This window comes from Klebsiella sp. K5-306, from assembly GCF_051835185.1.
Taxonomy (GTDB): Bacteria; Pseudomonadota; Gammaproteobacteria; order Enterobacterales; family Enterobacteriaceae; genus Klebsiella; species Klebsiella oxytoca.
In genome coordinates this window covers 82,944-109,943 of sequence record NZ_JAIFJY010000010.1, presented here as the reverse complement: position 1 = coordinate 109,943, position 27,000 = coordinate 82,944, and the positions used below count along the sequence as shown (strand labels likewise).

28 protein-coding genes are annotated in these 27,000 nt (G+C 56.6%); 17 read left to right on the top strand and 11 right to left on the bottom strand.

From position 1 onward, the window contains the following. Positions 1-2: 2 nt before the first annotated feature. Complete coding sequence (locus K2184_RS16455; RefSeq protein WP_017146086.1) at positions 3-620, top strand: CDP-alcohol phosphatidyltransferase family protein; 618 nt, start codon at positions 3-5, stop codon at positions 618-620. Continuing rightward, positions 620-796: a hypothetical protein gene (locus K2184_RS16450; RefSeq protein ID WP_158414350.1), complete on the top strand. Its 177-nt coding sequence runs from the start codon at positions 620-622 to the stop codon at positions 794-796. Before K2184_RS16455 ends, K2184_RS16450 begins: the two co-directional genes overlap by 1 nt. Before the next feature lie 88 nt (positions 797-884). On the opposite strand, the gene K2184_RS16445 is transcribed toward K2184_RS16450, so the two are convergent. The 9 genes from K2184_RS16445 to xthA all read right to left on the bottom strand — a co-directional run bounded on the left by K2184_RS16445 (position 885) and on the right by xthA (position 8,742). Next, on the bottom strand, positions 885-1,112 hold the full coding sequence (locus K2184_RS16445) for a hypothetical protein (protein WP_017146085.1): 228 nt from the start codon (positions 1,110-1,112) through the stop codon (positions 885-887). A 57-nt stretch (positions 1,113-1,169) separates the two neighbouring features. Beyond that, positions 1,170-2,465, bottom strand: a complete 1,296-nt coding sequence (locus K2184_RS16440) for a rhodanese-like domain-containing protein (RefSeq protein ID WP_004101308.1) — start codon at positions 2,463-2,465, stop codon at positions 1,170-1,172. Positions 2,466-2,543: 78 nt separating this feature from the next. After that, on the bottom strand, positions 2,544-3,176 hold the full coding sequence (locus K2184_RS16435; protein ID WP_163525077.1) for an ATP-binding cassette domain-containing protein: 633 nt from the start codon (positions 3,174-3,176) through the stop codon (positions 2,544-2,546). After that, on the bottom strand, positions 3,176-4,711 hold the full coding sequence (locus K2184_RS16430; RefSeq protein ID WP_163525075.1) for a thiamine ABC transporter permease: 1,536 nt from the start codon (positions 4,709-4,711) through the stop codon (positions 3,176-3,178). The genes K2184_RS16435 and K2184_RS16430 overlap by 1 nt, the downstream gene beginning before the upstream one ends. Then, positions 4,684-5,844, bottom strand: coding sequence for an ABC transporter substrate-binding protein (locus K2184_RS16425; RefSeq protein WP_123829588.1), 1,161 nt, complete (start codon positions 5,842-5,844; stop codon positions 4,684-4,686). Before K2184_RS16425 ends, K2184_RS16430 begins: the two co-directional genes overlap by 28 nt. A gap of 9 nt (positions 5,845-5,853) precedes the next feature. After that, positions 5,854-6,405 (bottom strand): carboxymuconolactone decarboxylase family protein, encoded by a 552-nt coding sequence (locus K2184_RS16420; protein ID WP_004112333.1) that lies wholly within the window; start codon positions 6,403-6,405, stop codon positions 5,854-5,856. Next, on the bottom strand, positions 6,402-7,100 hold the full coding sequence (locus K2184_RS16415) for a TVP38/TMEM64 family protein (protein WP_032728110.1): 699 nt from the start codon (positions 7,098-7,100) through the stop codon (positions 6,402-6,404). The genes K2184_RS16420 and K2184_RS16415 overlap by 4 nt, the downstream gene beginning before the upstream one ends. After that, positions 7,090-7,752 (bottom strand): TVP38/TMEM64 family protein, encoded by a 663-nt coding sequence (locus K2184_RS16410; protein ID WP_004101318.1) that lies wholly within the window; start codon positions 7,750-7,752, stop codon positions 7,090-7,092. Before K2184_RS16410 ends, K2184_RS16415 begins: the two co-directional genes overlap by 11 nt. Positions 7,753-7,935: 183 nt before the next feature. Further along, a complete protein-coding gene (gene xthA, locus K2184_RS16405; protein ID WP_004101319.1) occupies positions 7,936-8,742 on the bottom strand; it encodes an exodeoxyribonuclease III in 807 nt (268 codons plus the stop codon). Positions 8,743-9,186: 444 nt separating this feature from the next. Here xthA and astC point away from each other — a divergent pair, with 444 nt between their 5' ends. The 8 genes from astC (at position 9,187) to K2184_RS16365 (ending at position 18,848) form a co-directional block, all read left to right on the top strand. Beyond that, positions 9,187-10,407, top strand: coding sequence for a succinylornithine/acetylornithine transaminase (gene astC, locus K2184_RS16400; RefSeq protein ID WP_023320752.1), 1,221 nt, complete (start codon positions 9,187-9,189; stop codon positions 10,405-10,407). Then, positions 10,404-11,438 carry an arginine N-succinyltransferase gene (gene astA, locus K2184_RS16395; protein WP_004112343.1) on the top strand — a complete coding sequence of 345 codons (1,035 nt, stop codon included), beginning with the start codon at positions 10,404-10,406 and terminating at the stop codon, positions 11,436-11,438. The genes astC and astA overlap by 4 nt, the downstream gene beginning before the upstream one ends. Next, the gene (gene astD / locus K2184_RS16390; protein ID WP_023320753.1) at positions 11,435-12,913 is read left to right on the top strand and encodes a succinylglutamate-semialdehyde dehydrogenase; all 1,479 of its coding nucleotides are present in this window, start codon (positions 11,435-11,437) and stop codon (positions 12,911-12,913) included. Before astA ends, astD begins: the two co-directional genes overlap by 4 nt. Further along, the gene (gene astB, locus K2184_RS16385; RefSeq protein WP_023320754.1) at positions 12,910-14,235 is read left to right on the top strand and encodes an N-succinylarginine dihydrolase; all 1,326 of its coding nucleotides are present in this window, start codon (positions 12,910-12,912) and stop codon (positions 14,233-14,235) included. The genes astD and astB overlap by 4 nt, the downstream gene beginning before the upstream one ends. Positions 14,236-14,244: 9 nt before the next feature. Then, positions 14,245-15,207: a succinylglutamate desuccinylase gene (astE, locus tag K2184_RS16380; protein WP_023320755.1), complete on the top strand. Its 963-nt coding sequence runs from the start codon at positions 14,245-14,247 to the stop codon at positions 15,205-15,207. A gap of 352 nt (positions 15,208-15,559) precedes the next feature. After that, a complete protein-coding gene (spy, locus tag K2184_RS16375; RefSeq protein ID WP_004101331.1) occupies positions 15,560-16,042 on the top strand; it encodes an ATP-independent periplasmic protein-refolding chaperone Spy in 483 nt (160 codons plus the stop codon). Between the two features lie 216 nt (positions 16,043-16,258). After that, a complete protein-coding gene (locus tag K2184_RS16370; RefSeq protein WP_023320756.1) occupies positions 16,259-16,801 on the top strand; it encodes a LemA family protein in 543 nt (180 codons plus the stop codon). Between the two features lie 4 nt (positions 16,802-16,805). Next, entirely contained in the window at positions 16,806-18,848 is a 2,043-nt protein-coding gene (locus K2184_RS16365) for a DUF2207 domain-containing protein (protein WP_023320757.1), read from the top strand. A gap of 181 nt (positions 18,849-19,029) precedes the next feature. Here K2184_RS16365 and cho read toward each other — a convergent pair whose 3' ends face one another. Both cho and nadE read right to left on the bottom strand, forming a co-directional pair. After that, the gene (gene cho / locus K2184_RS16360; RefSeq protein ID WP_017146075.1) at positions 19,030-19,890 is read right to left on the bottom strand and encodes an excinuclease Cho; all 861 of its coding nucleotides are present in this window, start codon (positions 19,888-19,890) and stop codon (positions 19,030-19,032) included. 103 nt (positions 19,891-19,993) lie between these two features. Then, a complete protein-coding gene (nadE, locus tag K2184_RS16355; protein WP_004112373.1) occupies positions 19,994-20,821 on the bottom strand; it encodes an ammonia-dependent NAD(+) synthetase in 828 nt (275 codons plus the stop codon). Positions 20,822-21,051: 230 nt separating this feature from the next. Here nadE and osmE point away from each other — a divergent pair, with 230 nt between their 5' ends. The 7 genes from osmE to chbG all read left to right on the top strand — a co-directional run bounded on the left by osmE (position 21,052) and on the right by chbG (position 26,998). Further along, positions 21,052-21,390, top strand: coding sequence for an osmotically-inducible lipoprotein OsmE (gene osmE, locus K2184_RS16350; RefSeq protein WP_004101339.1), 339 nt, complete (start codon positions 21,052-21,054; stop codon positions 21,388-21,390). Positions 21,391-21,676: 286 nt separating this feature from the next. Continuing rightward, the gene (gene chbB / locus K2184_RS16345) at positions 21,677-21,997 is read left to right on the top strand and encodes a PTS N,N'-diacetylchitobiose transporter subunit IIB (RefSeq protein ID WP_004101340.1); all 321 of its coding nucleotides are present in this window, start codon (positions 21,677-21,679) and stop codon (positions 21,995-21,997) included. Between the two features lie 168 nt (positions 21,998-22,165). Beyond that, positions 22,166-23,524: a PTS N,N'-diacetylchitobiose transporter subunit IIC gene (chbC, locus tag K2184_RS16340; protein ID WP_004112376.1), complete on the top strand. Its 1,359-nt coding sequence runs from the start codon at positions 22,166-22,168 to the stop codon at positions 23,522-23,524. Between the two features lie 54 nt (positions 23,525-23,578). Next, the gene (gene chbA, locus K2184_RS16335; protein ID WP_004101342.1) at positions 23,579-23,926 is read left to right on the top strand and encodes a PTS N,N'-diacetylchitobiose transporter subunit IIA; all 348 of its coding nucleotides are present in this window, start codon (positions 23,579-23,581) and stop codon (positions 23,924-23,926) included. 12 nt (positions 23,927-23,938) lie between these two features. Next, positions 23,939-24,778 (top strand): transcriptional regulator ChbR, encoded by an 840-nt coding sequence (chbR, locus tag K2184_RS16330; RefSeq protein ID WP_071530309.1) that lies wholly within the window; start codon positions 23,939-23,941, stop codon positions 24,776-24,778. A gap of 102 nt (positions 24,779-24,880) precedes the next feature. Beyond that, positions 24,881-26,227 carry a 6-phospho-beta-glucosidase gene (locus K2184_RS16325; RefSeq protein WP_004101344.1) on the top strand — a complete coding sequence of 449 codons (1,347 nt, stop codon included), beginning with the start codon at positions 24,881-24,883 and terminating at the stop codon, positions 26,225-26,227. 12 nt (positions 26,228-26,239) lie between these two features. Then, a complete protein-coding gene (gene chbG / locus K2184_RS16320; protein WP_064383264.1) occupies positions 26,240-26,998 on the top strand; it encodes a chitin disaccharide deacetylase in 759 nt (252 codons plus the stop codon). Positions 26,999-27,000: the final 2 nt, after the last annotated feature.

Genomic DNA, 27,000 nt, shown 5'->3' with positions numbered 1-27,000 from the left:
TCGTGCTTGATCGTTATCTGCATCCGCGTTTGAAACCTGCCCTCAACGCCACCGCCGCTCTGCTGGATCGTCCAGCCGTTTCTCCCGACGGTCTGACCCTGCTTGGCTTTGCAATTGGCGTACTGGCGCTGCCGTTTTTAGCCCTGGGCTGGTATCAGGCGGCGCTGGCGGCGATAGTGCTTAACCGCCTGCTGGACGGCCTCGACGGCGCACTGGCCCGGCGACGCGGATTGACCGATGCGGGCGGTTTTCTCGATATTTCCCTCGATTTTCTGTTTTACGCCCTGGTGCCGTTTGGCTTTATTCTGGCCGACCCGGCGAGCAACGCGCTGGCGGGCGGCTGGCTGCTGTTCGCGTTTATCGGTACCGGCAGCAGCTTTCTCGCCTTTGCCGCGCTGGCGACAAAGCATCAGATCGCCAATCCGGGCTACGCCCACAAATCGTTTTACTATCTTGGCGGATTGACGGAAGGGACGGAAACCATCGCGCTGTTTGTGCTGAGCTGTCTGTTCCCGGCATGGTTTGCCTGGCTGGCGTGGATTTTTGGCGCGCTGTGCTGGCTGACGACCTTTACGCGGGTGTGGAGCGGATACCTGACCCTGAAACAGGTAAAAGAGTGATGAGCAGGTTTTATGCCGGGCGGCGGCTGACGCCTTGCCCGGCCTACGGGTTCGAAGCCGTCTGCGGGCCGGTAGCCCGGACAGATGCGCCGCACCGCCTCCGGGAAATTCACCCACTCTGCGCGATGCTCCCGGGGGCGGCGCTTAACGCGCCTTGCCCGGGCTACGGGTTCTGACGACCGTTACACAGGTGTCTGAGTCTAAAGGAAAATCAGCGCCAACAAGAAAATAACAGCGCTGGTGGTACGGCGAATCAGGAGTGAATTAGTTTGTAAGGCTGGCCAGAACCAGGCCAAAACCCACCCCAGCGCTGAGAATTAGTGTCAGGATCGCATTGCGCCATACGCGCCAGTGTTTGCCGAAAGTATCGGGATCGGATTTGTGTTTATGCCAGGTTTGCCATGCAACGGCGACAGTAGCCACGATGGGCAAACCCACCATAAATGTCAGAATAAGATTTTCGATATACTCGGTATTAATGGTCAATTTCATCGTCCTTTATCATTAACGTGCCGGGCAAATCCATCGCCCGGCATCAAAGCCGCGATATCACTCCGGCTTGCGATCGCCAGTCGCAATCGGATTTTTCGGATCGCTGCTCCACTCGTACCAGCCGCCGTCGTAGACCGAGACGTTGTTCCAGCCCATCGCCCTGGCGTACATAAACGTTTCTGAGGCGCGCCATCCGGTGCCGCAGTAAAAAGAGACCTGCTGGCTCGGCAGAATATTCCATGATTTCCACATCGCGGCGATATCATCAGCGCTACGCATGGTGCCGTCCGGATTATGGAAATCCTCCATATGGGTGGAATCGCTTCCGGCATGACCCCAGCGAGCCCCGGCAATTTCGCCCTTCGGCTTGATATAGCTGTAGCCGCTGGTGGTACCGATAAACTCCGGCCAGGAACGGATGCTGACCAGCGAAGCATCCTGACGATGCAGCAGGGCGCGAGCCTGCTCGGTATTGAGCATCAGCTGCGGCTGGCCCGGGATGGGGGCGCCAAAATCCGGTTCAGGTTTCTGTTCTGGCGGCGTTCCGCGCTCAACCGGCAGACCGGCATCGGACCAGGTCTTCCAGCCGCCGTCGAGCAGGCGCACATCCTTCACGCCGGCGTAGAGCATAATCTGCGCCACGCGGGCGGCGGCATACACGTCGCGACCGTACAAAATTACCGTGGTGTCATGGCGAATGCCGTGTTTTGCCAGCATCGCTTTTAGCTGCGCGTCGGACACTTTATTCCATAGCGGTTCGCTCTCCACCTCGTTAGTGTCGATATAACCGGCGCCCGGAATATGGCTCAGCAGATAAAACTTCGGCGCGCCCCAGGCGGCTTCAAAAACTTTCCATTCACCGGCAGGCGCGGCGGTAACCGGCTCGCCGCGCTGGAGGTCGTGCAGCCACTGCGGATATACCAGCTGTTCAAAATGCGGCAGCTTTTGCAGGCGACCTGCCTGGCTCAGGGCATCGCCGAGGGAGCTGAGATGAGTGAAACCAGCAGCCTGAAGGCGCGCCGCGACTTTCGCGTTGTCGTCGGCGTTGCCGTATAGCGCAATTGGCGTAGAGGTCTGCAGATTGTGCAGCTTAGCCCAGGCGCTCAGCTGTTCGTCGTTCATCGCGCCAAGCCAGCTGGCTGACAGGTTAAGCGCCTGCGGTTCATGACCCTGAGGCCCGTTAGCGCTTTGCGGCCAGCCGTTATAGAAAGCGCTGAGACGCGTATCAATAGCGACGCCGTTCTGCTGTTGCAGCGTGGAGAGCGTTAGCGTTGGCATGGATTCAGCGGCGGAGGTGGAAGCAGCAAGCCCCATCAGGAGGGCGAGTGCGGTCAATTGAGAAACACGTTTCATCGAAATGCCCGACAGTAGAAAATTGAGCGGCAATTCTCGGCGTTCTCAGCGGAAAAATCCTTGCGATAGCGCAGGCTTTCATTGCCACTGGCTCATATGTAAACAGCGCCCGCCGACGGGAGAGTCCTGGCGATCGTGCGTCACCAGCAGCGCCGGAATGGCCAGCCGCGCCAGTTCGTCGAATACCCAGCGGCGAAAATCGGCGCGCAGCTCAATGTCGAGGCGATTAAAGGGCTCATCAAGCAGCAGCGCCCGTGGTCGGGCCAGCAGGGCGCGCATCAGGCTGACCCGCGCCCGCTGGCCGCCGGAAAGGGTGGCCGGATCGCGGCTGTAGAAACCCTCCAGACCGGCGCGCTCCAGCGCCTGTTCTACCTGCGGTTTTCGCTGGGAACGCTGGACGTCAGCGGGCAGCGCCAGCCGCAGATTTTGTCCGACGCTGAAGTGGTCAAACAGCAGCGCGTCCTGGAACAGGATGCCGATACGCCGCCGCTCGGTGGGTAAACTGTCGCAGCGCTGGTTATCCAGCCACAGCTCCCCTGCGGCGCCGAAATCTTCCGCCAGCGCGCCCACCATCCAGGCGAACAACGTCGATTTTCCGCTGCCGGAGGGGCCCATCAACGTCAATATCTCGCCCGCTGCGACCGAAAAATCGACGTCGCGCAGCAGCGGCTGCCCGTTGAGTCTGAGAGTCAGGTTTTTGACGATCAACATTAGCGTAATCCTTGACGATAGCGGCCAATCGGCCAGGCCAGCAGAGCGGTGAGAGCAAAGAATACCGCCGGTAGCAGCAACTGCCACAGCGCCTGCGCGGCGAGGGTGGCGATATCGCCGCCGCTGCTCAGCGCCACGGCTTCGCTGGTCAGCGTTGGGATCCGCCCGCCTCCCAGCCATAACGTCGGTAGATATTGCGCAATGCTTACCGAAAAGCCCACCGCCAGCGCCGTCAGCAGCGGACGCGTCAGGGCAGGTAAGGTGACCAGCCAGAAGATACGCCCCTGATGCCAGCCGAGGGTTCGGGCAATCAGCTCCGCGCGCGGATCGGCCGCGCGACGCGCGGGATGCAGAATAAACAGCATCCATGGTACCACCCATAGCAGATGGCCCCATAAAACGGTAAGCCACTCGCCGTCCTGCCACGTATACAGCGCCAGCTGGTATTGCCCGTCCACCAGCGGCAGCGCCGGTAAAATTAGCGGCAGCCAGATCCAGCCGCCGAAGCGGGAAGGGCCAAGCTCCAGCCACAGCAGGCAAACGACCGCGCCGAGAAGCGCAGAGCAGAAACCGAGCCACAGACTGTTGCCGATGCTATCGCCGAGCGGAGCACGACTCTGCGCCGTCGCCGCCAGCAGCAGCGCGCAGAGCACGCCACACAGCGGCAGGAGAATCGCGAAGCTTTTCCCGACGAGCGCCCGCGGCTGCGGGCGGCGGATCCCCTGAACCGGTGGGATCCGCCGCCGCCAGACGCGCCAGGCTCCCCATGCCAGCAGCGCCATCATGACGAGCGTCAGCAGTAATACCAGGCTGGCAAGGGCCCCTTTGGCCTGCTGTTGTTCATCGCCCTGGCTCAACCATTGCCAGGCCAGCACCGCCAGCGTCGGCGGGTTGCCCGGCCCAATTACCAGCGCGACATCAACCGCCGAAAGGCTCCAGGCGGCGGTCGCCAGCAGCGCGATCGCCAGCGCTGGCAGCAGTGCAGGTAACACTAGCCACTTCAGGCACTGCCAGCGGCCATAGCCGAGGCTTTTTAATACTGTAGCCTGTCCCGCCAGCCGTTTCTCACCTAACAGGCCGTAAACCACCCACAACAGAAATGCGCTCTCTTTGACCGCCATCGTCAGACCCAGGCCAATGCCGTAGCGGTCAACTGGCGGAATGAAAAAGGGCAGCAGGCGAGAGAGCCAGCCGCCTTCAGCAAATAGCAGCAGGGCGGCGGTAGCGAAGGCGACATGGGGTACCGCCAGCAGCAGCGGCAGCCTGGCTGCCAGCCGGCGCCAACCGCTTGATGGCCAGAGTGCGGCAACAACCGAGAGCGTGATGATCAGCGCGCCGCCAACCGAGAGCAGGGTTGAGACGAGAGTCGCCGCCAGCGCCTGCCAGAACTGCGGATCGGCAACCAGCGACTGCCAAAGCGTCAGGCGCAGCGCCGGAAGCGTCATCAGAGAAACGGCCGGCAGCAGCGGGAGATAGATCAGCGCGACGGCGGCCCAGGCCAGCAGCCTTAGTGCGTGCCGTAGCGGCGCAGCCATTCCTGCTCCAGCGCTTCTACCCAGGCCGAGTGCGGTTCTCCCAGCATTGGCGGCAAATCCTGCGGCACAACGGCGTTGAAGGACTGGCGCTCATCTGCCGTTAACTTCGCCGGATCCAGCACGCTGGGGTCGCCCCACACCGCCGGGTCGGCCTTGCGCAGCTGCGCCTGCGGTGAGAGCAGGAAATTGGCGACAACTTTCGCCCCTGCCGTCGCGCGGGCGTTAACCGGGATCGCCACAAAGTGGACGTTGCCGAGCATCCCCTGGCTAAAACCGAAGCCGTAGCTGTCTTTCGGCAGCTCGCCGCTGGCCGCTTTTTGCTGCGCGTGCAGCGGGTTGAAGGTGATTGACAGCCTGAGGACACCGTTCGTCAGCATGGTATCCATACGGGCGGGCGAAGCCGGGAAGTCGCGGCCCTCGCGCCATAGCAGAGGGTGAAGCTGGTCAAGGTATTGCCACAGCGGCGCGGTCGCGGCGGCGAAGTTGGCCTCTTGCGGCGGCTGACGCAGGGCGTCAGGATTTGGGGTCAGCGTCAGCAGCAGCTGTTCGAGAAAGGCGGTACCGGTAAAATCCGGCGGCCGCGGATAGGTAACGCTACCGGGGTGCGCGGCGGCGAAAGCCAGCAGCGCCTGCGGATCGTTGGGCGCGTCGGGCGTTTGCGAACGGCGGGCGATAAAAGTGAGCTGCGCGCCGCCCCACGGCGACTCCGCCCCGTCGGTAGGAATGGAGAAATCTTCGCGCACCGACTTTTGCGTATCGACAAAGCGCCAGTTGGGCAGGGTTTCCGCCCACTGGGTTTGCAGCAGATTTGCGCTTTTCAGGGTGTGGAAATTCTCGCCGTTAACCCACAGCAGGTCGATAGAACCGCCTGAACTGCGCCCGGCGCGGGCTTCGCTTTGAATGCGCTTTACCGCGTCGGCGGCATCGGCAATATGCACGATGCGCAGGTCGATGGCATAGTCGCGCTTCACCTCTTCGCTGACCCAGTCGAGATAGCGGTTAACCGCCGGATCGCCGCCCCAGGCGTTAAACCACACCGTCTGGCCGCGAGCCTCTTGTTGCATGGATTGCCAGTTGGCGCTGGCGGACAGCGGAGAAAGCAACAGCAAAGCGAAGACCAACAAACTACGCATAACCACTCCTTATGGTTTCGAATCGGTGGGAAGCTGGCATAACCCCTGGGCGGGGATCGCCATCGCCGAATTAAAGCGCGCTGACAGGTTTTGTAACCCGATCAGCGCCGTGAGTTCGGTCAGCGCTTGAGCATCAAACTGTCCCGCCAGCTTATCGCGCAGCGCGTCGTCGACGGCCGGAGGCGTCATGCTGGCCGCTTCGGCATACTCCAGCGCCAGCCGCTCGCGTTCGCTGAATAGCGCGCTATCTCGCCATCCGGCTACAGCCAGGAGTTTATCGCTGCCGCCGCTGCGCTCCGCCAGCTTCATGCTGGTGATATCAATACAAAACTCGCACAAACACAGCTGCGCGATGCGGGCGCTGACCAGCGAACGCAGCACCGGCTCGAGGGGCGAGCGTTTGCGTTCCAGATAACCGACGAACATCGACACCAGATAAAAGACCAGCGGAATGCGGCCCCACCAGCGAATAGGGCTCAGCACCTCGCCGTAGTGGCGGCGATGCAGCCAGGCCTGCGGGCGCAGAATCAGGGGAATTGACTTCAGGGGGGGTAAGCTCATCGTGAACGCCTCTTTTGTTGTTCAAGATAGAGTGCTTTCGCGACGACCACCAGGATCGCCAGCGCAAACAGGATCGATAAACCGGTTACCAGCCAGAATGTACCGCCCGTCAGCAGGCTGCCGGTCCACGAGTAGACTATCGTGGCGGGCAACTGGCCCAGACCGGTAGCCAGCATAAAATGGCGAAAGCGTATTGAGGTCAGTCCGGCTGCGTAACTTACCGGATCAAAAGGTACAAAGGGCAGCAGGCGGCAAACCAGGATGGTGTGTTTACCGTAGCGGGTAAAAAAGCCATCCATACTCTGCAATACGCTTTTGCCGGTCAGCTTTTCCACCGCTTCGCGGCCAAATACTCTGGCGATGAAAAAACACAGCGCCGCCCCGGCCATGGCGCTCACCCACGATAGCGCGCCGCCCCAGAAGGCGCCGAACAGGGAAGCGTTAGCGAAGGTGATGAGAAAAGCGGGAAGCGGGGCGATAATCGCCTGCAGAATCATCAGCGCAAAGGAGACCAGGGCCGCCTGCGGCCCCCAGGAGTCAATAAACTGCTCAATAGCCAGCTGATCGAGCGTGGCAAAGGCGGCGAGGCTGCGCTGCATAAACCCATTAACGCCGGGGATCAGCCACCATGCCAGCAGCCCCGCCAGCAGCGTAGCGCCAATGATTATCCGGTAGATCGCCTGGCTATTTTTCATCGTTGATTCGCCACCGTTGCGTGTCGATCCGCCGATAGCGGGCATATCTTTTGGCTGCCTGAATCAGGACAAATAACACCAGCCCGGCAAGCGTTAGCTTTAGCACAAAAAGGGAAGTGATACCGTCGCGGATAAGTTCGCTGGCCATCAGCGTATAAATAAATATGCCGGGCAAGGTGGTTATGGCGGAAATAAAGGTAAACGACCAGAATGAAATAGCCGTGAGGCCATAGGCGTAATTCTGGATATTATAGGGAAACAGCGGGACTAACCGGGTCAGAATTAAAAAATCGCAGCCGCTACGCTCAATGCCTCTTTCAATTGCCTGGAATATCGCCGTCTCTCCGAAGTATTTAAGCAGCAGCTCGCGGCCCAGCCAACGGGCGAGCAGGAACGACAGGGAGGAGGCGACCGTCGCCGCCAGCAGCGATAGCAAGGTTCCCGTCAGCGGGCCAAAAAGTACACCGCCGGCAATGACCAGCGCACTGCCCGGAATCAAAAACAGGGTAGCGATAATAAACAGCAAGATATAGAGCGCATACCCGAAGCCACCGCTTTGGCGGATCATTTCGCGCAGATGGTGGAAATGAGTGACCAGCTCGGCAAAACCCGACTGCTGGATAATACAGGCGAAAATGCTCAGGATGACCACAACAGAAAGCAGCTTATACTCTGCTTTATGACGGCTTCTTTTGCATTGGGTTCTCCTGTCTTACGCGGGCGGTCAAAAGTGCGCGCGACAGTATAATAGTTTGCCGGCGTTCACAATCTATTACGGCGGCTTTTTTGATATGGCTCAGGCTCTCCGGGCGGGAGAGCCTGACAGAGGGCATCATCAGACTTTAAAGGTGGCCCATACCGGGGCATGGTCGGAGGGTTTTTCCATGCCGCGAATTTCGTAGTCGATGCCGGTCTCGATACAGCGCTGCGCCAGCGGGTGGCTGGCCAGCAGCAGGTCGATACGCAGCCCGCGGTTATCGTCAAAGCCCTTAGAGCGATAGTCGAACCATGAGAAATGTTCGTTGTCCTGCGGGTTCGCATGGCGGTACGTATCCACCAGGCCCCAGCCCAGCAGGCGCTCCATCCATTCGCGCTCTTCCGGCAGGAATGAACATTTGCCAGTACGCAGCCAGCGCTTGCGATTCTCTTCGCCGATGCCGATATCAAGATCGGTAGGGCTGATGTTCATATCGCCCATAATCAGCACCGGATTCTCTTTATTCAGTTCGGTATCAAGGTAGTTCTGCAGATTCTGATAAAAGGCCGCTTTCGCCGGGAATTTGGTTTCATGATCCCGGCTTTCGCCCTGCGGGAAATAGCCGTTGATTACCGTCACGTTGCCAAACGGGGACGGGATTTCCGCCATGATAATGCGGCGCTGGGCCTCTTCACCATCGTTGGGGAAGCCGCGGCGCACCGAGATCGGCGTCTCTTTGGTCAGCAGCGCGACGCCGTAATGGCCTTTCTGTCCGTGATAAAAGACGTTATAGCCTAGCTTCGCGACCTCTTCGAGGGGAAACATATCATCGTGAACCTTGGTTTCCTGGAGGCCGATGACGTCGGGCTGGTGTTTATCGATGATGGCGGCCAGCTGATGCGGGCGGGCACGCAGGCCGTTGATATTAAAAGAGACAAATTTCATAGTCGCTGCCACTGTGCAAGGTGAATAGTGCAGGGATGGTAGCAGAAATTCGCCGGGCTGGCTGCGCAAAGGCGCTTTATTCTGCCGATTGCAGCGGTTGGTCGCCTGTTTGCACAAAGTGTGCACCATTCTGGAACGCGCTGCGCCAAAAAAGGGCGATTATTGCCGATAAATTTCGTCAAGGATCACAATTACAGAATTATATCTTACCCCTGCATAATCTTTCTTTTTATTCCACTGCCAAAGCCTCTTTTAGTATTTTTATTCACTTTTTATGCATTTTATGTGAATAGCGGTCTTTCGTAACTTGTTGATATTTCGTTGACGACCTCGATTTATGCATTTTTACCTCTGGCTGGCACGAACCGTGCAATCTACATTTACAGCGTAATAACCATATTCATTAACATTATTTAAACTTTTTGTTTACCGGAAGAGGTCGATATGTCTCAGTCAATTACGCGTAGCAACTTTGATGAATGGATGATGCCTGTATACGCGCCAGCGGCTTTTATTCCGGTACGCGGCGAAGGGTCACGCCTGTGGGATCAGCAGGGGAAGGAGTATATCGATTTTGCCGGCGGCATTGCGGTTAATGCCCTCGGCCATGCGCACCCGCAGCTGGTTAAGGCGCTGACCGAACAGGCGGAGAAATTCTGGCATACCGGCAACGGCTATACCAATGAGCCGGTACTACGTCTGGCTAAGCAGCTCATTGACGCCACTTTTGCCGACCGGGTCTTTTTCTGTAACTCGGGGGCTGAAGCCAACGAAGCGGCGCTAAAACTGGCGCGCAAATATGCCCACGATCGTTTCGGCAGTGAGAAAAGCGGCATCGTGGCATTCAAGAATGCCTTCCATGGCCGCACGCTGTTTACCGTTTCTGCGGGCGGTCAGCCGGCCTATTCACAGGATTTTGCGCCGCTGCCGCCGCAGATTCAGCACGCTATCTTTAACGACCTCGACTCGGCAAAGGCGCTGATCGACGACAATACCTGCGCGGTGATCGTTGAACCGATGCAGGGGGAAGGCGGCGTCGTACCAGCGGATGTGGAATTCCTGCGCGGCCTGCGTGAGCTGTGCGATGCGCACAATGCGCTGCTGATTTTCGATGAAGTCCAGACCGGCGTCGGCCGTACCGGGGAGCTGTACGCCTATATGCACTATGGCGTGACGCCGGACGTGCTTTCCACCGCGAAAGCGCTGGGCGGCGGTTTCCCGATCGGCGCGCTGCTGGCAACGGAACGCTGCGCCAGCGTAATGACCGTGGGTACTCATGGCACCACCTACGGCGGCAACCCGCTGGCCTGCGCGGTGGCGGGGGAAGTCTTTGCCATCGTCAACACGCGTGAGGTTCTCAACGGCGTTAAGCAGCGCCATCAGTGGTTTAGCGAACGGCTCAACGCCATCAACGCCCGGTACGGCCTGTTTAAAGAGGTTCGCGGTCTGGGGCTGCTTATTGGCTGCGTGCTGAAAGATGAATATGCCGGCAAGGCGAAAAACATCAGCAACCTGGCGGCGGAGGACGGGCTAATGATGCTGATTGCCGGCGCCAACGTGTTGCGCTTCGCACCGGCACTGATTATCAGCGAAGACGAAGTCAATAGCGGCCTGGATCGCTTCGAGCTGGCCTGCAAACGCTTTCTCTCGGGGGTCTCATCATGATGGTGATCCGTCCAGTCGAAAAAGGTGACCTGCCGGGGTTAATGACGCTGGCAGGCGAAACCGGCGGCGGCCTGACATCGCTGCCGGCCGATGAGGCCACGCTGGCCGCGCGCATTGAACGTTCACAGATGACCTGGCGCGGCGAGCTGCCGAAAAGCGAACAGGGGTATGTATTCGTTCTGGAGGATTGCACCAGCGGCGCGGTGGCGGGAATTTGCGCCATTGAGGTGGCCGTAGGGCTTAACGACCCCTGGTACAACTATCGCGTTGGTACGCAGGTCCACGCATCGAAAGAGCTAAACGTCTATAACGCCCTGCCGACGCTGTTTCTCAGTAACGACCATACCGGCAGCAGCGAACTGTGTACCCTGTTCCTTGATCCAAAATGGCGAAAAGAGGGCAACGGCTATCTGCTGTCGAAGTCGCGTTTTCTGTTTATGGCCGCCTTTCGTGAACGCTTCAACGATAAGGTCGTGGCGGAAATGCGCGGCGTAATTGATGAGCACGGCTACTCGCCATTCTGGGAGAGCCTCGGGAAACGCTTCTTCGCGATGGAGTTTTCCCGCGCCGACTATCTGTGCGGCACCGGGCAAAAAGCGTTTATCGCCGCGCTGATGCCGAAGCACCCGCTGTATATCGACTTCTTAAGCGATGAAGCGCGGGCGGTTATCGGCGAGGTTCATCCGCAAACCGCCCCGGCCCGCGCGGTGCTGGAAAAAGAGGGATTCCGCTATCTCAACTACGTCGATATTTTCGACGGCGGTCCGACGCTGGAATGCGAAATTGACAGGGTGCGGGCCATCCGCAAAAGTCGGCTGGTTACCGTCGTTGAAGGCGAACCCGAGGCGGGAGAGTGGCCGCCATGCCTGATCGCCAATGAACAGTACCATCACTTTCGCGCCATGCTCGTTCACGCGGACCCGGATAGCGACCGCCTGGTGCTAAGCGCGCGTGAGCTGGATGCCCTGAAATGCCATTCCGGTGAACAAATTCGCCTGGTTCGCCTGTGCCCTGAGGAGAAAAAATCATGAGTTTATGGATCAATGGCGACTGGCAAAGCGGTCGCGGCCCGGCCCGACAAAAACATAACCCGGTAAGCCAGGCGCTACTGTGGCAGGGACAGGATGCCGATGCTGAGCAGGTTGCGCTGGCGGTCAGCGCGGCGCGGCGGGCATTCCCCGCGTGGGCGCGCCAGCCGTTTGCCGCCCGCAAAGCGATAGCAGAAAAGTTTGCTGCTTTACTTGACGCGAACAAAGCTGAATTAACCGCCATTATTGCTCAGGAGACCGGCAAACCGCGCTGGGAAGCGGCGACGGAAATCACCGCGATGATCAACAAAATCGCGATTTCAGTAAACGCTTACCATAGTCGTACGGGGGAAGCGCAAACCGCACTGGCCGACGGCGCAGCCACTCTGCGTCACCGGCCGCACGGCGTACTGGCGGTGTTTGGTCCCTACAATTTTCCCGGACATTTACCAAACGGACATATTGTTCCGGCGCTGCTGGCGGGCAATACCGTGGTGTTCAAACCCAGCGAGCTGACCCCACAGAGCGGCGAAGCGGTGGTAAGGCTTTGGGCAGAAGCCGGCCTGCCGCCCGGGGTGCTTAACCTGCTTCAGGGCGGTCGCGAGACCGGCGAAGCGCTGAGCGGTCAGTCAGATATCGACGGTCTGCTGTTTACCGGCAGCTCTGCCACCGGCTTTCAGCTCCATCGCCAGCTTGCCGGCCAGCCGGAAAAAATACTCGCTCTTGAGATGGGCGGCAACAATCCGCTGATCGTCGATGAGCCGCAAGATATCGATGCCGCCGTTCATCTCACCATTCAGTCGGCATTTATTACTGCAGGCCAGCGCTGTACCTGCGCGCGTCGGCTGTTGGTGAAGCGCGGTGAGGCTGGCGATGCGTTTCTTCGTCGTCTGGTGACAGTGTCACAAAAATTGATCCCTGACGCCTGGGATGCAGAGCCGCAGCCTTTCCTCGGGGGACTGATTTCAGCACAGGCGGCGCAGAAAGTGCATCAGGCCTGGCTGACACACGTCTCCAACGGCGGCCAAACGCTGCTGGAGCCGCGTCTGCTACAGGCCGAAACGTCGCTGCTGACGCCGGGTATTATCGACATGAGCGAGGTCGCGCAGGTGGCCGATGAAGAGGTTTTTGGCCCACTGCTCTGCGTCTGGCGTTACGACCATTTCGATGAGGCGATTGCGCTTGCTAACTCGACCCGCTTCGGGCTTTCCTGCGGGCTGATCTCCGCTGAACGCGAGAAGTTCGACCAGCTGCTGCTGGAGGCGCGCGCCGGTATCGTGAACTGGAATAAACCGCTCACCGGCGCCGCCAGCACCGCGCCGTTTGGCGGGACCGGTGCTTCCGGTAACCATCGGCCGGGGGCCTGGTACGCCGCGGATTATTGCGCCTGGCCGATGGCCAGCCTGGAATCGCCGGAGCTGTCGCTCCCGGTCGCGCTCAGCCCGGGTCTGGATTTTGGCCAGGAGAGCTCACAATGAACGCCTGGGAAGTGAACTTTGACGGGCTGCCGGGCCTGACCCATCACTATGCGGGATTATCTTTCGGCAACGAGGCTTCGACCAAACACCGCTATCGGGTGTCAAATCCGCAGCTGGCGGCAAAGCAGGGGCTGAAAAAAATGAAAGCCCTGGCGGATGCGGGCTATCCGCAGGGGATCATCCCGCCGCAGGAGCGGCCAAACATCCCCCTGTTGCGCCAGATTGGCTTTAGCGGTAGCGATGAGCAGGTGCTGGAAAAAGCGTCGCGTCAGGCGCCCGAGCTCCTCTCGGCGGCCAGTTCAGCCTCATCAATGTGGGTGGCCAACGCCGCTACGGTCTCGCCATCAGCGGATTCGCTGGACGGCCGGGTGCATCTGACCGTCGCCAACCTCAATGATAAATTCCACCGCGCCAGCGAAGCGCCTACCACCGAGGCTTTGCTGAAGGCGATTTTCCCCGATGAGCAGCGGTTTGCCGTACACGGCGCGCTGCCCCAGGCCTCGCTGTTCGGTGATGAAGGGGCGGCAAACCATAACCGTCTCGGCGGCGACTACGGCGCCCCTGGCGTGCAGCTGTTTATTTACGGTCGTCAGCAGGGTGGGGAAGAGAGCCCGCAGCGCTACCCGGCGCGGCAGACGCTGGAGGCCAGCCAGGCCGTTGCCCGCCTCAACCTGGTCAACCCCCGGCAAGTGATTTTCGCCCGTCAAAACCCGGCGGTGATTGATAAGGGCGTATTTCATAACGATGTGATTGCGGTAAGCAATCAGCAGGTGCTGTTTTGTCATGAGCAGGCGTTTGTCGATCAGCCGCAGCTCCTGCAGCAACTGACGGAGCGGGTTGCTGGTTTTACGCCGCTTGTGGTGCCGACGGGTCAGGTATCGGTAGAAGAGGCGGTGGCGACCTATCTGTTCAACAGCCAGCTGCTGAGCAAACGCGAGGGCGGAATGCGGCTGATTCTGCCGCTGGAAGCGCAGGAGCATCCGGGCGTCTGGCGTTATCTGAACCGACTGGTGGAGGGCGATAACCCGATTGATGAGCTTCAGGTTTACGACCTGCGCGAGAGCATGGCCAACGGCGGCGGCCCGGCCTGCCTGCGTCTTCGGGTGGTGCTGACTGAGAACGAGCGACGAGCGGTGAATCCGGCGGTCATGATCGACGACGCGCTGTTCGCCACTTTGAATGATTGGGTAGACCGCTACTATCGCGATCGCCTGACCCAGGCCGACCTTGCGGATCCGCAGCTGCTGCGCGAAGGTCGCGAAGCGCTCGACCGCCTGACGCAAATCCTGCGCCTCGGCTCCGTATATCCGTTTCAGCAATAAGGAGATGTCGTGGACGACTTTCTGGCATTAACGCTGGCTGGGCGTTTGCCCCACCATTTTCATGGCCAAACGGCGCACTTCCGCTGGCACTGGATTGACTGCGGTATACTGCAGCTCATTCCCCATGAGCCCTGCGAGCGCTCGCTGGTATTGTCCGCCGGGATCCACGGTAACGAAACCGCGCCGGTCGAAATCACGGATTTACTGCTGCGTCAGTTGTTCAGCGGGGAGTTGCCGTTACGCTGGCGGTTGCTGGTGGTCTTCGGCAATCCTTCGGCGCTGAGGGCCAATAAACGCTATCTGCACAGCGATATTAATCGGATGTTTGGTGAGCGCTGGCGGGCTTTCAGCGTCAGCGATGAAACCGCTCGCGCCCGGCAACTGGAGCATGCGCTGGCGCGCTTTTATGCGCCGGGTAGCGGTGAGCGCTGGCACCTGGATTTACATACCGCTATTCGCGGATCGCTGCATACGCGCTTTGGCGTCCTGCCAGCGCGCGATAAGCCGTGGGATGAAGCATTCCTGGGCTGGTTGGGGTCGGCTGGCCTGGAAGCGCTGGTCTTTCATCAGCAGCCGGGCGGCACCTTTACCCATTTCAGTAGCGAACGTTTCGGCGCACTCTCCTGCACGCTGGAACTGGGAAAAGCGCTTCCTTTTGGCGACAACGATCTCAGCCTGTTTGCCGCGACGCAGCGCGCGCTGGCGCGTCTGCTGGCCGGCGAGAGGGCGTTGGCTGCCGGTGATTCGCCGCTGCGCTACAGAGTGGTGCAGCAAATTACCCGCAGCAGCGACAAATTTCAGCTGCATATGTCGGCGCAGACGCTAAACTTCACCCCCTTTTCTGCCGGGACGCTGCTGGCTGAAGATGGCGAAACCCGCTATGTCGCGGCTAAGGAGCCAGAATATGTGCTGTTTCCCAACCCCGACGTAGCTTTTGGCCAGCGAGCCGGGCTGATGCTCGAACGCTTCTGAATATGCTGTCGCCCCGGTGGGCGATGGCATTTATTTTGCCGGCTGTTTTTTCCTTTAGATCTTAATTTTTTGTGCGCTATCGGCTGATTGCGGATTATTCCTGGATAAATGCTTTGTTTTTAATCTGCGCTGGTTTATAGTCTTCTTAATTTCTCGATAAAACAGCCTGTTAATTATTTTTTCTTGCAATTATCTCCCCATAATCCTTATTTTCTCCATAATTGCTCAGAAACTGTTTTTTATACTTTCAATGTTTTACGCTTGCTCTGACTAATTGACGATAAACGTCGTAAAGTTAATCTCGTCAACACGGCAACGCGCCGTAAGAATAACGCAAAGTAAGGATTGAACGATGAAAAAGATTACAGCTCTGTTTGTTGCCTCTACTCTGGCTCTTGGCGCGGCTAACCTGGCTCACGCGGCTGATACTACGGCAACCTCAGGCGAGACCGCGCCGATGATGCATCATAAGCGCGGTCCGGCGGGCCCACATGAAATGATGTTTAAAGGTCTGAACCTGACCGACGCGCAGAAAACGCAAATTCGCGACATCATGAAGAGCCAGCGCGACAATATGAAGCGTCCGTCCCTGGATGAGCGCCGCGCGATGCATGAACTGGTTGCCAGCGATACCTTCGATAAGGCAAAAGCGGAAGCGCAGATTGATAAAATGGAAGCCCAGCATAAAGAAATGGCGCTGGCTCGACTGGAAACTCAGAACAAGATTTACAACATTCTGACCCCGGAACAGAAAAAACAGTTCAATGCTAATTTTGAGAAGCATCTGACAGATCGTAAAGCGCCGGAAGGTAAAATGCCTGCACCAGCTGAATAATTCAGCGCGCTGACTTAAGACCGCCGGTCTTGCCCAATAATGCCAACAGGCTTTGGGCAGGGCCGGCGGTTTTTTTATCTGCGGCGGGGCAACGGCAAAACGCCGGTGAAACCTGATTTACCCGACAGGGGCGAATATGCGAGGATGAGGCTTCAACCGTTATCATGGGCGCAGTCACCCTGACTCTGCTGCCCGCTATCGCTTCGGATTTTGCATATGGAAATGTATATCGGCCTCGCCGTCCTCGTTGTCGTCCTCGTCTGGGTTATCATGACCTATAACCGCTTTATCTCCCTGCGTCGTTTCAAAGACGAGGCCTGGAGCGGTGTCGCTGTGCAGCTTAAGCGCCGCCACGATCTGGCGCCCAATCTACTGAGTCTGGTGAAACGCTATGCGCTGCACGAAAAGGAATTGCTGGAAGAACTGGGCCGCCAGCGTAGCGTACTGGTCGGCAGCACCAAACAGATAGCCGACAGCGAACGCCACTATTCCGCTACGCTGGGACGTATTTTCGCGCTCGGCGAAGCCTGGCCGGAACTCAAAGCCAGCGACAACTTCCTCTCATTACAGCAATCGCTTAATGAAATAGAAGAGCAGCTGCAGATGGCTCGCCGCTACTTCAACGGTACGGTGCGCGATTTGAATATTCTGGTCGAGTCTTTCCCCAGCCTGCTGCTGGCGCGACTATTTAAATTTAAAGCAGAAGCTTTCTTTGAACTGGACTCACCGGAAGAAGCTCAATCTCCACGGATGGAGTGATTAAATGCTCTGTATAACTCTGCGGGTAGTGCGCGCGTTCGTATTGTTGTTGCTGTTGCCTGCCAGCGCAGCATTCTCCGCAAACAACCCGATTATTATTAAAGATGCTTCTCAACTCCCCGCTGGCGCTATCCTGGCGTATGAACATATCCTCTCTTTTGATTCCCGGGCGCGCTTTAGCCCGAACGGCAGCATGGCGATTGAGGAGAATATCAAGGTACTTGCCCTGGGGAAGGAGATTCGGCGAGGGATTTTGCGCACGCTTCCCCTCACGTGGAACCGCCAGGATGGCAAAATCTTCCGTGTTGACTATACGATCGAATCGGTGTCGCGCGATGGCATCTCTGAGCCATTTAGCCTTGATGAGGCAGCAAAAAGCCTGACGGTACGTATCGGCAGCGGCGAAAAGATATTAAAACCAGGGATCTATCACTATCGGATTCGCTATCAAATCAGCAACCATTTCAGCCGATTTCCCCTGTGGGATGAACTGTACTGGAACGTGACGGGCAATGACTGGGCCTGGCCAATTAGCAAGGCCAGCTTTAGCCTGACGCTACCGGATAGCGCCGCAAATCTCAACGCTGACGCCAAAGATGCCAGGCTGCGCTCAATTGATGTTTATACCGGGATCGCTGGCGCCAAAGAGCACAACGCAACGATTCTGCCCGACGGTAGCGTGCGCACTCTGCGTCCGCTGGCAAAGGGGGAGGGGCTGACGGTTGTTTATACCTGGCCGCGGGAGATACTTGCCCGCGCTCCGGCGCCGGAGGCCGCTTCGCCGCTGGTGCATTTACTTTTCCCCAACCTGAAAACCTGGGTGATATGGCTGCCGCTGCTGTTCATGCTCGTTTATTATCTGCTCTGGTGGCGGAAGAACGTCACCCAGGCCGGGTTGAGAATGCCGCCTGTTGTGCCGCTCTTTTCGCTGCCTGCCTCCATGTCGCCAGGCCACCTGCGTTTTATTACCCGGCGTAAATATGACGATGTGGCTTTTAGCAGCGATTTATTAGCGCTGGTCGCGAAACGCGGGATGACGCTGACGAGCGACAAAAATCCATCCCGCAGCCCGTGGCGATTAAATTCCGGCATCAAACAACGGCTGACCCGCCTCCCCGTTGAGGGAAACAGACGGTTAAACAGAGACGATCTCCAGCTATTAAGCACCCTATTTAAAGGCAAACAGAAAAATATCGATCTCAGTAAGGCCCATCAGCGGTCAGTGCAGAGTGCGCGTAAACGTCAGGAGACGCGTTGTGAAGAACAGCGGGCTAAACTCTTTCGTAAATGGGGGCAACCGCTGCGGCGCTGCATCTACATTGCGCTGCTTGTTCCGGTAGCGTGCGGTCTTTGGGTTAATGCGGAGGCCGCGCTGCTGACGATACCGGCCGCAGTTTTTATGCTGATCGGCGGTTCGCTGCTGGCTTTTTTCTTGCGGTTTCTTTGTCATCCTCGGGAGATGTGGCGCGACTGGGGCCCCGCCCCGGTACTGTTTTGTGCCTCTTTTGGTATTTTAGCGATGCTCGGCGGAAGCAATTTTCTGTTGGGAATGTTGCCCATAACCCAACTTCCCGCCGGATATATTGGCGCGCTGCTGATGGCGTTCGCCCTGTGCGTTTTTGTTGGCTGGAAAACGCCTCGTTATACGCAGCGCGGGTTGGATGAGCTGGCCGTCGCCAAAGGACTGAAGCTGTATCTTGGCACCGCTGAAAAGAACCGCTATCAGATTATTTACCCGCCTGCGCAGATGATCTCCCATTTTGAAGAACTACTGCCCGTAGCGTTGGCGCTTGGCGTGGGGAAAACCTGGGCGAACACCTTTGCCCACTATCTGAGTAGTACTGGCGCTCTGTCGGAAGCGTTTGCCGGTGCTGGCTGGGAAAGCGTGCATCATTTCAGCGAGTCCTGTCGAACCTCCTCTATATCCTCGCCGACCAGCGGTTCAGGGGGCGGTTCATCATCGGGTTCAGGCTATAGCGGTTCCGGCTCTTCCGGTGGCGGTTCATCCGGCGGCGGCTCAGGCGGAGGCGGCGGCGGAGGCTGGTAATTAAGGGAGACGCCCCGATAACCTACTGCGGGATCTGATGCTGGCATCGTGCGTTTCCCGGCAGGTCTTACCGGACTGACGGGAAACGCGTATGGCAGCAGTTTTTAAACCGGGCAAGGCCATATCACCACGGAATGCGATATGAGCTGTTCGTCAGGACAGGCATGGCCCACGGTCAGTTTTACAGCGGATGCAGCTTATAGCGGCCGCTAAGCAGCGGTTTACACAGTATTTTATAACCATCATGGTCAAATTTTGCCGCCAGACGCGTGAGCGATGAGGCCTGCGACAGGGATTCTACGGCGCCCAGCCATAGCCAGTTTTGAATAATATGGTACTGCGTCATATCCTCGCTGCGCTCTTCCAGCGCGATCGCCCCGGCCCATGGCCAGCATACCAGCTGCATTTTTTGCATATTTTCCACCAAACGCTGCTGGTGCGCTTCAACGCTCTCCTTCCCGCAGCAGGCTCCTGCGCAGCGGCCCAGCGCCGAACGAAAGCAGGCGCGCCCGCGGTTGAGCGGCTCGAGTCCCATTAATCCATAACAAAGGCGATGCTCGTCGGCAATTTTTTGCAGCGCCTGCAGCGCGGCGCGGCGATTGGCAAAAAGGCCATAGAGATCGCTTTGTCGCGAGAAATCCAGCTCGCTGGCGTAAACCACCTGCGGTCGGGCGTCAGCCAGGCGCAATGAGCACAGCTGCCGGTTTTGCCGCAGACGTTTATTAAACAGAGGCTGCTGTTCCTTAATGAGCTGCGCTTCTAACAGGAGTGCGCCGAGCTCGCCCGCCGTCCGTTGCCAGGTGATGCGTCGTGACTGGCGCAGCATAGCCGCTTCGTCGGGGGTGCGCAGATGCGACAATACCCGGCTGCGGATATTAACGCTTTTGCCGATATAGAGCGGCAGGGTATCGCTTTCGCCGTGAAACAGATATACCCCCGGCTGCCTGGGCAGAGCCTCAAGCCACGGACGCAGATGTTCGGGATACTCATAGATTGCCGCCGCTTCAAATTCGAGACGCGGGGCGGATTGCCTTCTTGCCACTATTGCTCCTGGTGCTGTTTATTTATCCAGTATAGCAGGGGAAGAGCGGAGCGAAAAGGACAATAAATCACCCCAACCTGAGTCGGGGCGAGGGAAAGAGGGGTTATTTTTTCCAGAAATCGTCGAAGACGGTGATTGGCGGGCGGCGTTTGTGCTCGGTTTTCAGATACCAGCCTTCGATCGTTTTAGCGACTTTCTCGTCCAGCGTTTTACCTTCCAGATAGTCGTCGATGTTCTCGTAGGTCACGCCCAGCGCCACTTCGTCCGGCAGGGAGGGGCGGTCGTCCTCAAGATCGGCAGTCGGCAGTTTTTTATACAGGTGCTCCGGACACCCCAGATGGGCCAAAAGCTGTTTGCCCTGACGTTTGTTGAGGCGGAAAAGAGGGTTGATGTCCGTGCCGCCGTCGCCGTATTTAGTGAAAAAACCAGTAATAGCCTCCGCCGCATGATCGGTACCTACCACCACGCCGTGGGTCATCCCGGCGATGCTGTACTGCGCTTTCATGCGTTCGCGGGCTTTTTCGTTGCCGCGAACAAAGTCGCTAAGCTCAATGCCGGCTTCGCGCAGCGCCTGTTCACTGGCCAGCACAGCACCCTTAATATTGACCGTTAATACACGGTCCGGCTGAATAAAAGCGATGGCGTCCTGACAGTCCTGCTCGTCTGCCTGCACGCCGTACGGCAAGCGAACGGCGATAAACTGCAGGCTGTCGTCACCGGTTTCGGCGCGTAGCTCATTGATTGCCTGCTGGCAGAGCTTACCGGCAAGCGTGGAGTCCTGGCCGCCGCTGATGCCGAGGACCAGCGATTTAATAAAAGGGTATTTCTGCAGATAGGACTTCAAAAAGTCTACGCTGCAGCGTATTTCGGCTTCGACATCGATCTGGGGTTTAGCGCCCAGCGCCTGAATAATCTCTTGTTGTAGCGTCATCGCGCCCTCCGGAAAGTGAATCTGTATGGCAATCAGCAGAGGTTTAACCTACCTCTTTGACGGTAAAACGACAAGGATCACAATTTTGAGTGTAGCAAAAGCAGGCAACCTCAACGGAACGGGCTTTATTATTGGAAAGATCTTAATTTCGCTTCATTTCCACCTTCGGCTTGAAAAATAACGATATTTATTCCAGGCTTATTTACACGCCAAAAAAAAGAGGATGGAATATGAACAAGCATTTTGCAGGATTTCTGGGCGCAGCAGCTGTATTAACCATGCTGGCAGGGTGTACGGCCTATGACCGTACTAAAGATCAGTTCACCCAACCGGTGGTTAAAGACGTTAAAAAAGGCATGACCCGCGCGCAGGTTGCGCAAATTGCTGGTAAACCTTCATCAGAAGTGACGATGATCCACGCACGCGGTACCTGTCAGACATACATCCTGGGTCAACGCGATGGTAAAATTGAAACCTACTTCGTCGCGCTGGATGAAACCGGCCGTGTGATGAATTCTGGTTATCAGACCTGCGCTGAATACGATACCGACCCGCGCAACAGTAAGTAACATCCCGCCATAGTGCTGATTCCTACGAAAGCCCGACCATTGGTCGGGCTTTTTTATGAGCGCTGATGCTTATTTAATTGCGCGAATTATTTGAGGGAAATGTGAGGGCAGTCAAAACGCGAGGTCAATGAGAGACAATTCTGTTCAAGGAGGAATTATCCTGCCGATGAACGATGCCGTATACTCAATGCATAAACAATACTAATTCAAAGAAACATCTCTTACCGCCTCTCCGGCATCAACGATGCGCTCAGGAGACCCGGTCACACAAATTGAGGAAGCGTTCATGGAAAAGAAACATATCTACCTGTTCTGTTCTGCTGGGATGTCTACATCACTGCTGGTCTCGAAAATGCGTGCTCAGGCCGAGAAGTATGAAGTGCCGGTTATTATTGAAGCATTTCCCGAGACTCTGGCCGGTGAAAAAGGACCTGATGCTGATGTCGTATTATTAGGCCCACAGATTTCCTATATGCTGCCGGACATTCAACGTTTACTACCAAATAAACCCGTAGAAGTTATTGATTCCGTGCTGTACGGTAAGATCGATGGTTTAGGTGTTCTGAAAGCGGCCGTTGCGGCCATTAAGAAAGCTGCTGCGCAATAATTTATATTTTAAAACTCGACATATTTCGGATGGCAATGGTTAAAATTTCGTGAGGGTGTGTTTTAACTGTTTGCTGTCCGAAATACCCTGAGTTTATTTTCCCGTCAAAGAGTAATTTCATCTATCATTGCCGCAATAATTACATTGCGGCCTTAAAGGGTATTTATTATGAGTAAAGTGATTGATTCGCTTGAAAAGGTACTCCTTCCGTTTGCGGTCAGAATAGGAAGGCAACCTCACGTCAATGCAATTAAAAACGGCTTTATTAAGTTAATGCCATTGACGTTAGCCGGGGCCATGTTTGTTTTAATTAATAACGTATTTTTGAGCTTTGGCGACGGTTCATTCTTTTATTCAATGGGCATCCGTCTGGATGCCTCGACAATCGAAACACTGAACGGTTTTAAAGCTATCGGCGGCAACGTTTATAACGGTACGCTAGGTATTATGTCGCTGATGGCGCCTTTCTTTATTGGTTCGGCTCTAGCTGAAGAGCGTAAAGTTGACCCAATGGCGGCCGGGTTGCTGGCGGTTGCGGCATTTATGACCGTTACGCCTTATAGCGTCGGGGAAGCCTACGCCGTTGGCGCGAATTGGTTAGGCGGTGCCAACATTATTTCTGGTATCGTAATCGGTCTGGTCGTTGCCGAGATGTTCACCTTTATCGTTCATCGCAACTGGGTGATTACGCTGCCGTCCAGCGTGCCGGCTTCGGTCTCCCGTTCATTCTCAGCGGTTATCCCGGCCTTTATTATCCTGTCTATTATGGGGATTATCTCCTGGGCGCTGACCCACTGGGGAACGAACTTCCACCAGATCATCATGGACACTATCTCCACGCCGCTGGCCTCAATGGGTGCCGTGGTAGGCTGGGCATACGTTATTTTCACCTCGCTGCTGTGGTTCTTCGGCGTACACGGGTCGCTGGCGCTGTCGGCGCTCGATAGCGGCATTATGACGCCATGGGCACTGGAAAACATCGCAACCTATCAGCAGTACGGCTCCGTTGAAGCCGCGCTGGCGGCGGGTAAGAGCTTCCATATGTGGGCCAAGCCGATGCTTGATTCCTACATTTTCCTCGGTGGTACCGGCGCGACGCTGGGCTTGATCATCGCCATCTTTATCGCTTCCCGCCGCGAGGATCATCGTCAGGTGGCGAAACTGGCGCTGCCGTCCGGCATCTTCCAGATTAACGAGCCTATCCTTTTCGGTCTGCCGATTATCATGAACCCGGTGATGTTTATTCCATTCATTCTGATTCAGCCTCTGCTGGCGGCCATCACCATGACGGCGTATACCCTGGGCATCATCCCGCCGATTACCAACATCGCTCCGTGGACTATGCCGACCGGTTTAGGCGCCTTCTTTAACACTAACGGTAGCGTCGCAGCTCTGCTGCTGGCCCTGTTCAACCTTGCCGTATCGACCCTGGTCTACCTGCCGTTTGTGGTTATTTCCAACAAAGCGCAGGGCGTCATTGAGCAGGAAGAGAGCGAAGAAGATATCGCTAACGCACTGAAATTCTAATATCGAGCGGTACGGGAAGTTTCCCGTACCGTCTGGCAAATTAAGGGAGTCATTATGTTTGATCTGGATAACATCGCAGCAGAAGAGACCGCGGTAAACGACCTCGAAGAGGTGGTGATGGGGCTGATTATCAACTCCGGACAAGCGCGTAGTCTGGCTTATGCCGCGCTGAAGCAGGCAAAGCAGGGAGATTTTGCGGCGGCTAAAACCATGATGGAACAGTCGCGCATGGCGCTGAGCGAAGCGCATCTGGTGCAGACCCAGCTGATTGAGAGCGATGAGGGAGAAGGCAAAATGAAGGTGAGCCTGGTGCTGGTGCATGCGCAGGATCATCTGATGACCTCAATGCTGGCACGTGAGCTGGTTGCCGAATTGATTGAGCTGCACGAGAAGGTACAATAGGTCATCGACACGATGAGGCAACCAAAGATGATGACCACTGAAATCAGTACCGCCCGGGAGCAACAACTCTTTAACGGCAAAAACTTTCATGTGGTCATCTATAACAAAACGGAGAGCGTAAGCGGGCTTCACCAGCATGATTATTACGAGTACACCATCGTTTTAACCGGGCGCTATTATCAGGTTATTAATGGCAAGCGGGTGCTGCTGGAGCGCGGGGATTTCGTTTTTATCCCAATGGGGTCGCACCACCAAAGCTTTTATGAATTTGGCGCGACGCGCATTCTGAACGTCGGTATCAGCAAAAGTTTCTTTGAAAAACACTATCTGCCGCTGCTGCCGTTTGGTCTGGTTGCTTCTCAGGTCTATGCCGTTAAAAGTACTTTTCTCAGTTATATTGAGTCGGTTATTGCATCACTGAATTTTCGCGAAACTGAATTTGACGAATTTATCGAGCTGGTCTCCTTTTATACTCTGAATCGGCTCCGACATTATCGTGAAGAGCCTGCGGAAGACGTCATTCCGCAATGGCTGAAAAATACCGTGGAGGGGATGCACGATAAGCTTAAGTTTGGCGAGGGGGCGCTGGAGAATATGGTTGAACTTTCCGGGAAAACCCAGGAGTACTTAACTCGGGCAACCCAGCGTTATTACGCCAAAACGCCGATGCAGATGATTAACGATATTCGCATCAACTTCGCTAAAAAACAGTTAGAGATAACCAACTACTCGGTGACCGATATTGCCTATGAGTCGGGGTACAGTAGCCCAAGTTTGTTTATTAAAACATTCAAGAAGCTGACTTCTTTTACCCCCAGCAGCTATCGGAAACACCTCACCAGTATTAATTAACCGGGCGCGGAATAGTCCGCGCGGTCTAAATATTCAAATTAACTGTCCGTATTTACACGGAGAGCGGGTGTCGCATACGCGTTATCCGCAAGGGAGAAAAAGATGAGCCAGAAATTGAAGGTAGTGACTATCGGCGGCGGCAGCAGCTATACCCCGGAATTACTGGAAGGGTTCCTGAAGCGTTATCATGAACTGCCGATTAGCGAACTGTGGCTGGTGGACGTCGCGGAAGGGCAGGAAAAGCTCGATATTATCCATGCGCTGTGCCAGCGCATGGTGGAAAAAGCCGGCGTGCCGATGAAAGTCTACAAGACCCTCGATCGCCGCGCGGCGCTGGAAGGCGCAGATTTCGTAACGACCCAGCTGCGCGTTGGCCAGCTCAAGGCCCGCGAGAAGGACGAGCGTATCCCGCTGAGCCACGGCTATTTAGGCCAGGAAACCAACGGCGCGGGCGGACTGTTTAAAGGTTTGCGCACTATTCCGGTCATTTTTGACATTGTGAAAGATGTGCAGGAAGTCTGTCCGAATGCCTGGGTCATTAACTTTACCAATCCGGCGGGGATGGTCACCGAAGCGGTTTATCGTCATACCGGCTTCAAGCGTTTTATCGGCGTGTGCAATATTCCGATTGGCATGAAGATGTTTATCACCGACGTTCTGCAGCTGAGCCCGAGCGATGAGCTCAATATCGATCTGTTTGGCCTGAACCATCTGGTATTTGTGCGCGATGTACTGGTTAACGGCGTTTCACGCTTTGACGAGCTGCTGGACGGCGTGGCATCGGGTCGATTGAGCGCTAACTCGGTGAAAAATATTTTTGATTTACCCTTTAGCGAAGGACTGCTTCGTTCGCTGCGCCTGATCCCTTGTTCCTATCTGCTCTACTACTTTAAGCCAAAAGAGATGCTGGCGATTGAAATGGGCGAATACTACAAAGGCGGCGCGCGCGCGCAGGTGGTGCAGAAGGTTGAGAAACAGCTATTTGAGCTGTACAAAGATCCGGATCTGAACGTTAAGCCGAAAGAACTGGAACAGCGCGGTGGGGCGTATTATTCCGACGCGGCCTGTGAAGTGATTAACGCCATTTATAATGACAAGCAGGCCGAGCATTACGTGAACGTGCCGCATCATGGTCACGTTGATAACATCCCGGCAGACTGGGCGGTCGAGATGACCTGTACGCTGGGCCGCGACGGCGCGAAACCAACGCCGCGCATCACGCATTTCGATGAGAAAGTGTTGGGGCTGATTTACACCATTAAAGGTTTTGAAGTTGCGGCCAGCGAAGCGGCTATCAGCGGTAAACTGGACGATGTGCTGCTGGCGCTTAATCTGAGCCCGCTGATCCACTCCGATCGCGATGCTGAAAAGCTGGCGCGGGAGATGATCCTCGCGCACGAGCAGTGGCTGCCAAACTTTGCGGCGACTATCGAAAAACTGAAACAGTAACGGGAGCGGCTAATGGAACGCGTGTTAATCGTCAATGCCGATGATTTTGGCCTCAGCAGGGGGCAAAACTACGGCATTATCGAAGCTTGCAAGAACGGTGTGGTTACCTCCACGACGGCGCTGGTCAACGGCGCGGCGATTAGCCACGCTGCCCAGCTTAGCCGCTGCGTCCCGGAGCTGGCGGTTGGGATGCACTTTGTCCTGACGCTGGGCGAGCCGCTGGCGGCGATGCCGAGGCTAACCCGCGAAGGGCGCTTTGGAAAGTGGATTTGGCAGATGGCGGAAGAGGGCAGCCTGCCGCTGGACGACATCGCCCACGAACTGGAGCGTCAGTATCAGCGTTTTATCGAGCTGTTTGGCCATGAACCGACGCATATCGACAGCCATCATCATGTCCATATGATCGCGCAGATCTACCCCATCGTCGCGGCGTTTGCCCGCGAGAAGGGCGTGGCGCTGCGGATCGACCGCCAGCTAGCGACGCTGTCAGGCCTGGCGCAGGATGCCGCGCGCAGTAGTGATGGATTTGCCAGCGAGTTCTACGGGGAAGGGGTTTCGGAAGCGCTGTTTCTGCAAACCCTGGATGCCTCTGTCCAGCGTGAGGAAAAATCGCTGGAGGTGATGTGTCACCCGGCGTTCGTGGATAACACGATAATGGGCAGCGCCTACTGCTATCCGCGACTGACCGAACTGGATGTGCTGACCGCCGGGTCGCTGAAGTATGCGATTGCCGAGCGCGGCTACCGGCTCGGAACCTACCGCGATGTATAAAG

Bases quoted from the DNA above. Each gene is read 5' to 3' on its own strand.
- K2184_RS16445 (WP_017146085.1), bottom strand. From the start codon at position 1,112: ATGAAATTGACCATTAATACCGAGTATATCGAAAATCTTATTCTGACA.
- osmE (WP_004101339.1), top strand. From the start codon at position 21,052: ATGAACAAGCATTTTGCAGGATTTCTGGGCGCAGCAGCTGTATTAACC.
- K2184_RS16435 (WP_163525077.1), bottom strand. From the start codon at position 3,176: ATGTTGATCGTCAAAAACCTGACTCTCAGACTCAACGGGCAGCCGCTG.
- astB (WP_023320754.1), top strand. From the start codon at position 12,910: ATGAACGCCTGGGAAGTGAACTTTGACGGGCTGCCGGGCCTGACCCAT.
- K2184_RS16440 (WP_004101308.1), bottom strand. From the start codon at position 2,465: ATGAAACGTGTTTCTCAATTGACCGCACTCGCCCTCCTGATGGGGCTT.
- K2184_RS16415 (WP_032728110.1), bottom strand. From the start codon at position 7,100: ATGAAAAATAGCCAGGCGATCTACCGGATAATCATTGGCGCTACGCTG.
- chbC (WP_004112376.1), top strand. From the start codon at position 22,166: ATGAGTAAAGTGATTGATTCGCTTGAAAAGGTACTCCTTCCGTTTGCG.
- spy (WP_004101331.1), top strand. From the start codon at position 15,560: ATGAAAAAGATTACAGCTCTGTTTGTTGCCTCTACTCTGGCTCTTGGC.
- K2184_RS16325 (WP_004101344.1), top strand. From the start codon at position 24,881: ATGAGCCAGAAATTGAAGGTAGTGACTATCGGCGGCGGCAGCAGCTAT.
- K2184_RS16425 (WP_123829588.1), bottom strand. From the start codon at position 5,844: ATGCGTAGTTTGTTGGTCTTCGCTTTGCTGTTGCTTTCTCCGCTGTCC.
- K2184_RS16365 (WP_023320757.1), top strand. From the start codon at position 16,806: ATGCTCTGTATAACTCTGCGGGTAGTGCGCGCGTTCGTATTGTTGTTG.
- chbB (WP_004101340.1), top strand. From the start codon at position 21,677: ATGGAAAAGAAACATATCTACCTGTTCTGTTCTGCTGGGATGTCTACA.
- chbR (WP_071530309.1), top strand. From the start codon at position 23,939: ATGAGGCAACCAAAGATGATGACCACTGAAATCAGTACCGCCCGGGAG.
- K2184_RS16370 (WP_023320756.1), top strand. From the start codon at position 16,259: ATGGAAATGTATATCGGCCTCGCCGTCCTCGTTGTCGTCCTCGTCTGG.
- chbA (WP_004101342.1), top strand. From the start codon at position 23,579: ATGTTTGATCTGGATAACATCGCAGCAGAAGAGACCGCGGTAAACGAC.
- K2184_RS16430 (WP_163525075.1), bottom strand. From the start codon at position 4,711: ATGGCTGCGCCGCTACGGCACGCACTAAGGCTGCTGGCCTGGGCCGCC.
- K2184_RS16420 (WP_004112333.1), bottom strand. From the start codon at position 6,405: ATGAGCTTACCCCCCCTGAAGTCAATTCCCCTGATTCTGCGCCCGCAG.
- K2184_RS16450 (WP_158414350.1), top strand. From the start codon at position 620: ATGAGCAGGTTTTATGCCGGGCGGCGGCTGACGCCTTGCCCGGCCTAC.
- astD (WP_023320753.1), top strand. From the start codon at position 11,435: ATGAGTTTATGGATCAATGGCGACTGGCAAAGCGGTCGCGGCCCGGCC.
- nadE (WP_004112373.1), bottom strand. From the start codon at position 20,821: ATGACGCTACAACAAGAGATTATTCAGGCGCTGGGCGCTAAACCCCAG.
- chbG (WP_064383264.1), top strand. From the start codon at position 26,240: ATGGAACGCGTGTTAATCGTCAATGCCGATGATTTTGGCCTCAGCAGG.
- xthA (WP_004101319.1), bottom strand. From the start codon at position 8,742: ATGAAATTTGTCTCTTTTAATATCAACGGCCTGCGTGCCCGCCCGCAT.
- astA (WP_004112343.1), top strand. From the start codon at position 10,404: ATGATGGTGATCCGTCCAGTCGAAAAAGGTGACCTGCCGGGGTTAATG.
- astC (WP_023320752.1), top strand. From the start codon at position 9,187: ATGTCTCAGTCAATTACGCGTAGCAACTTTGATGAATGGATGATGCCT.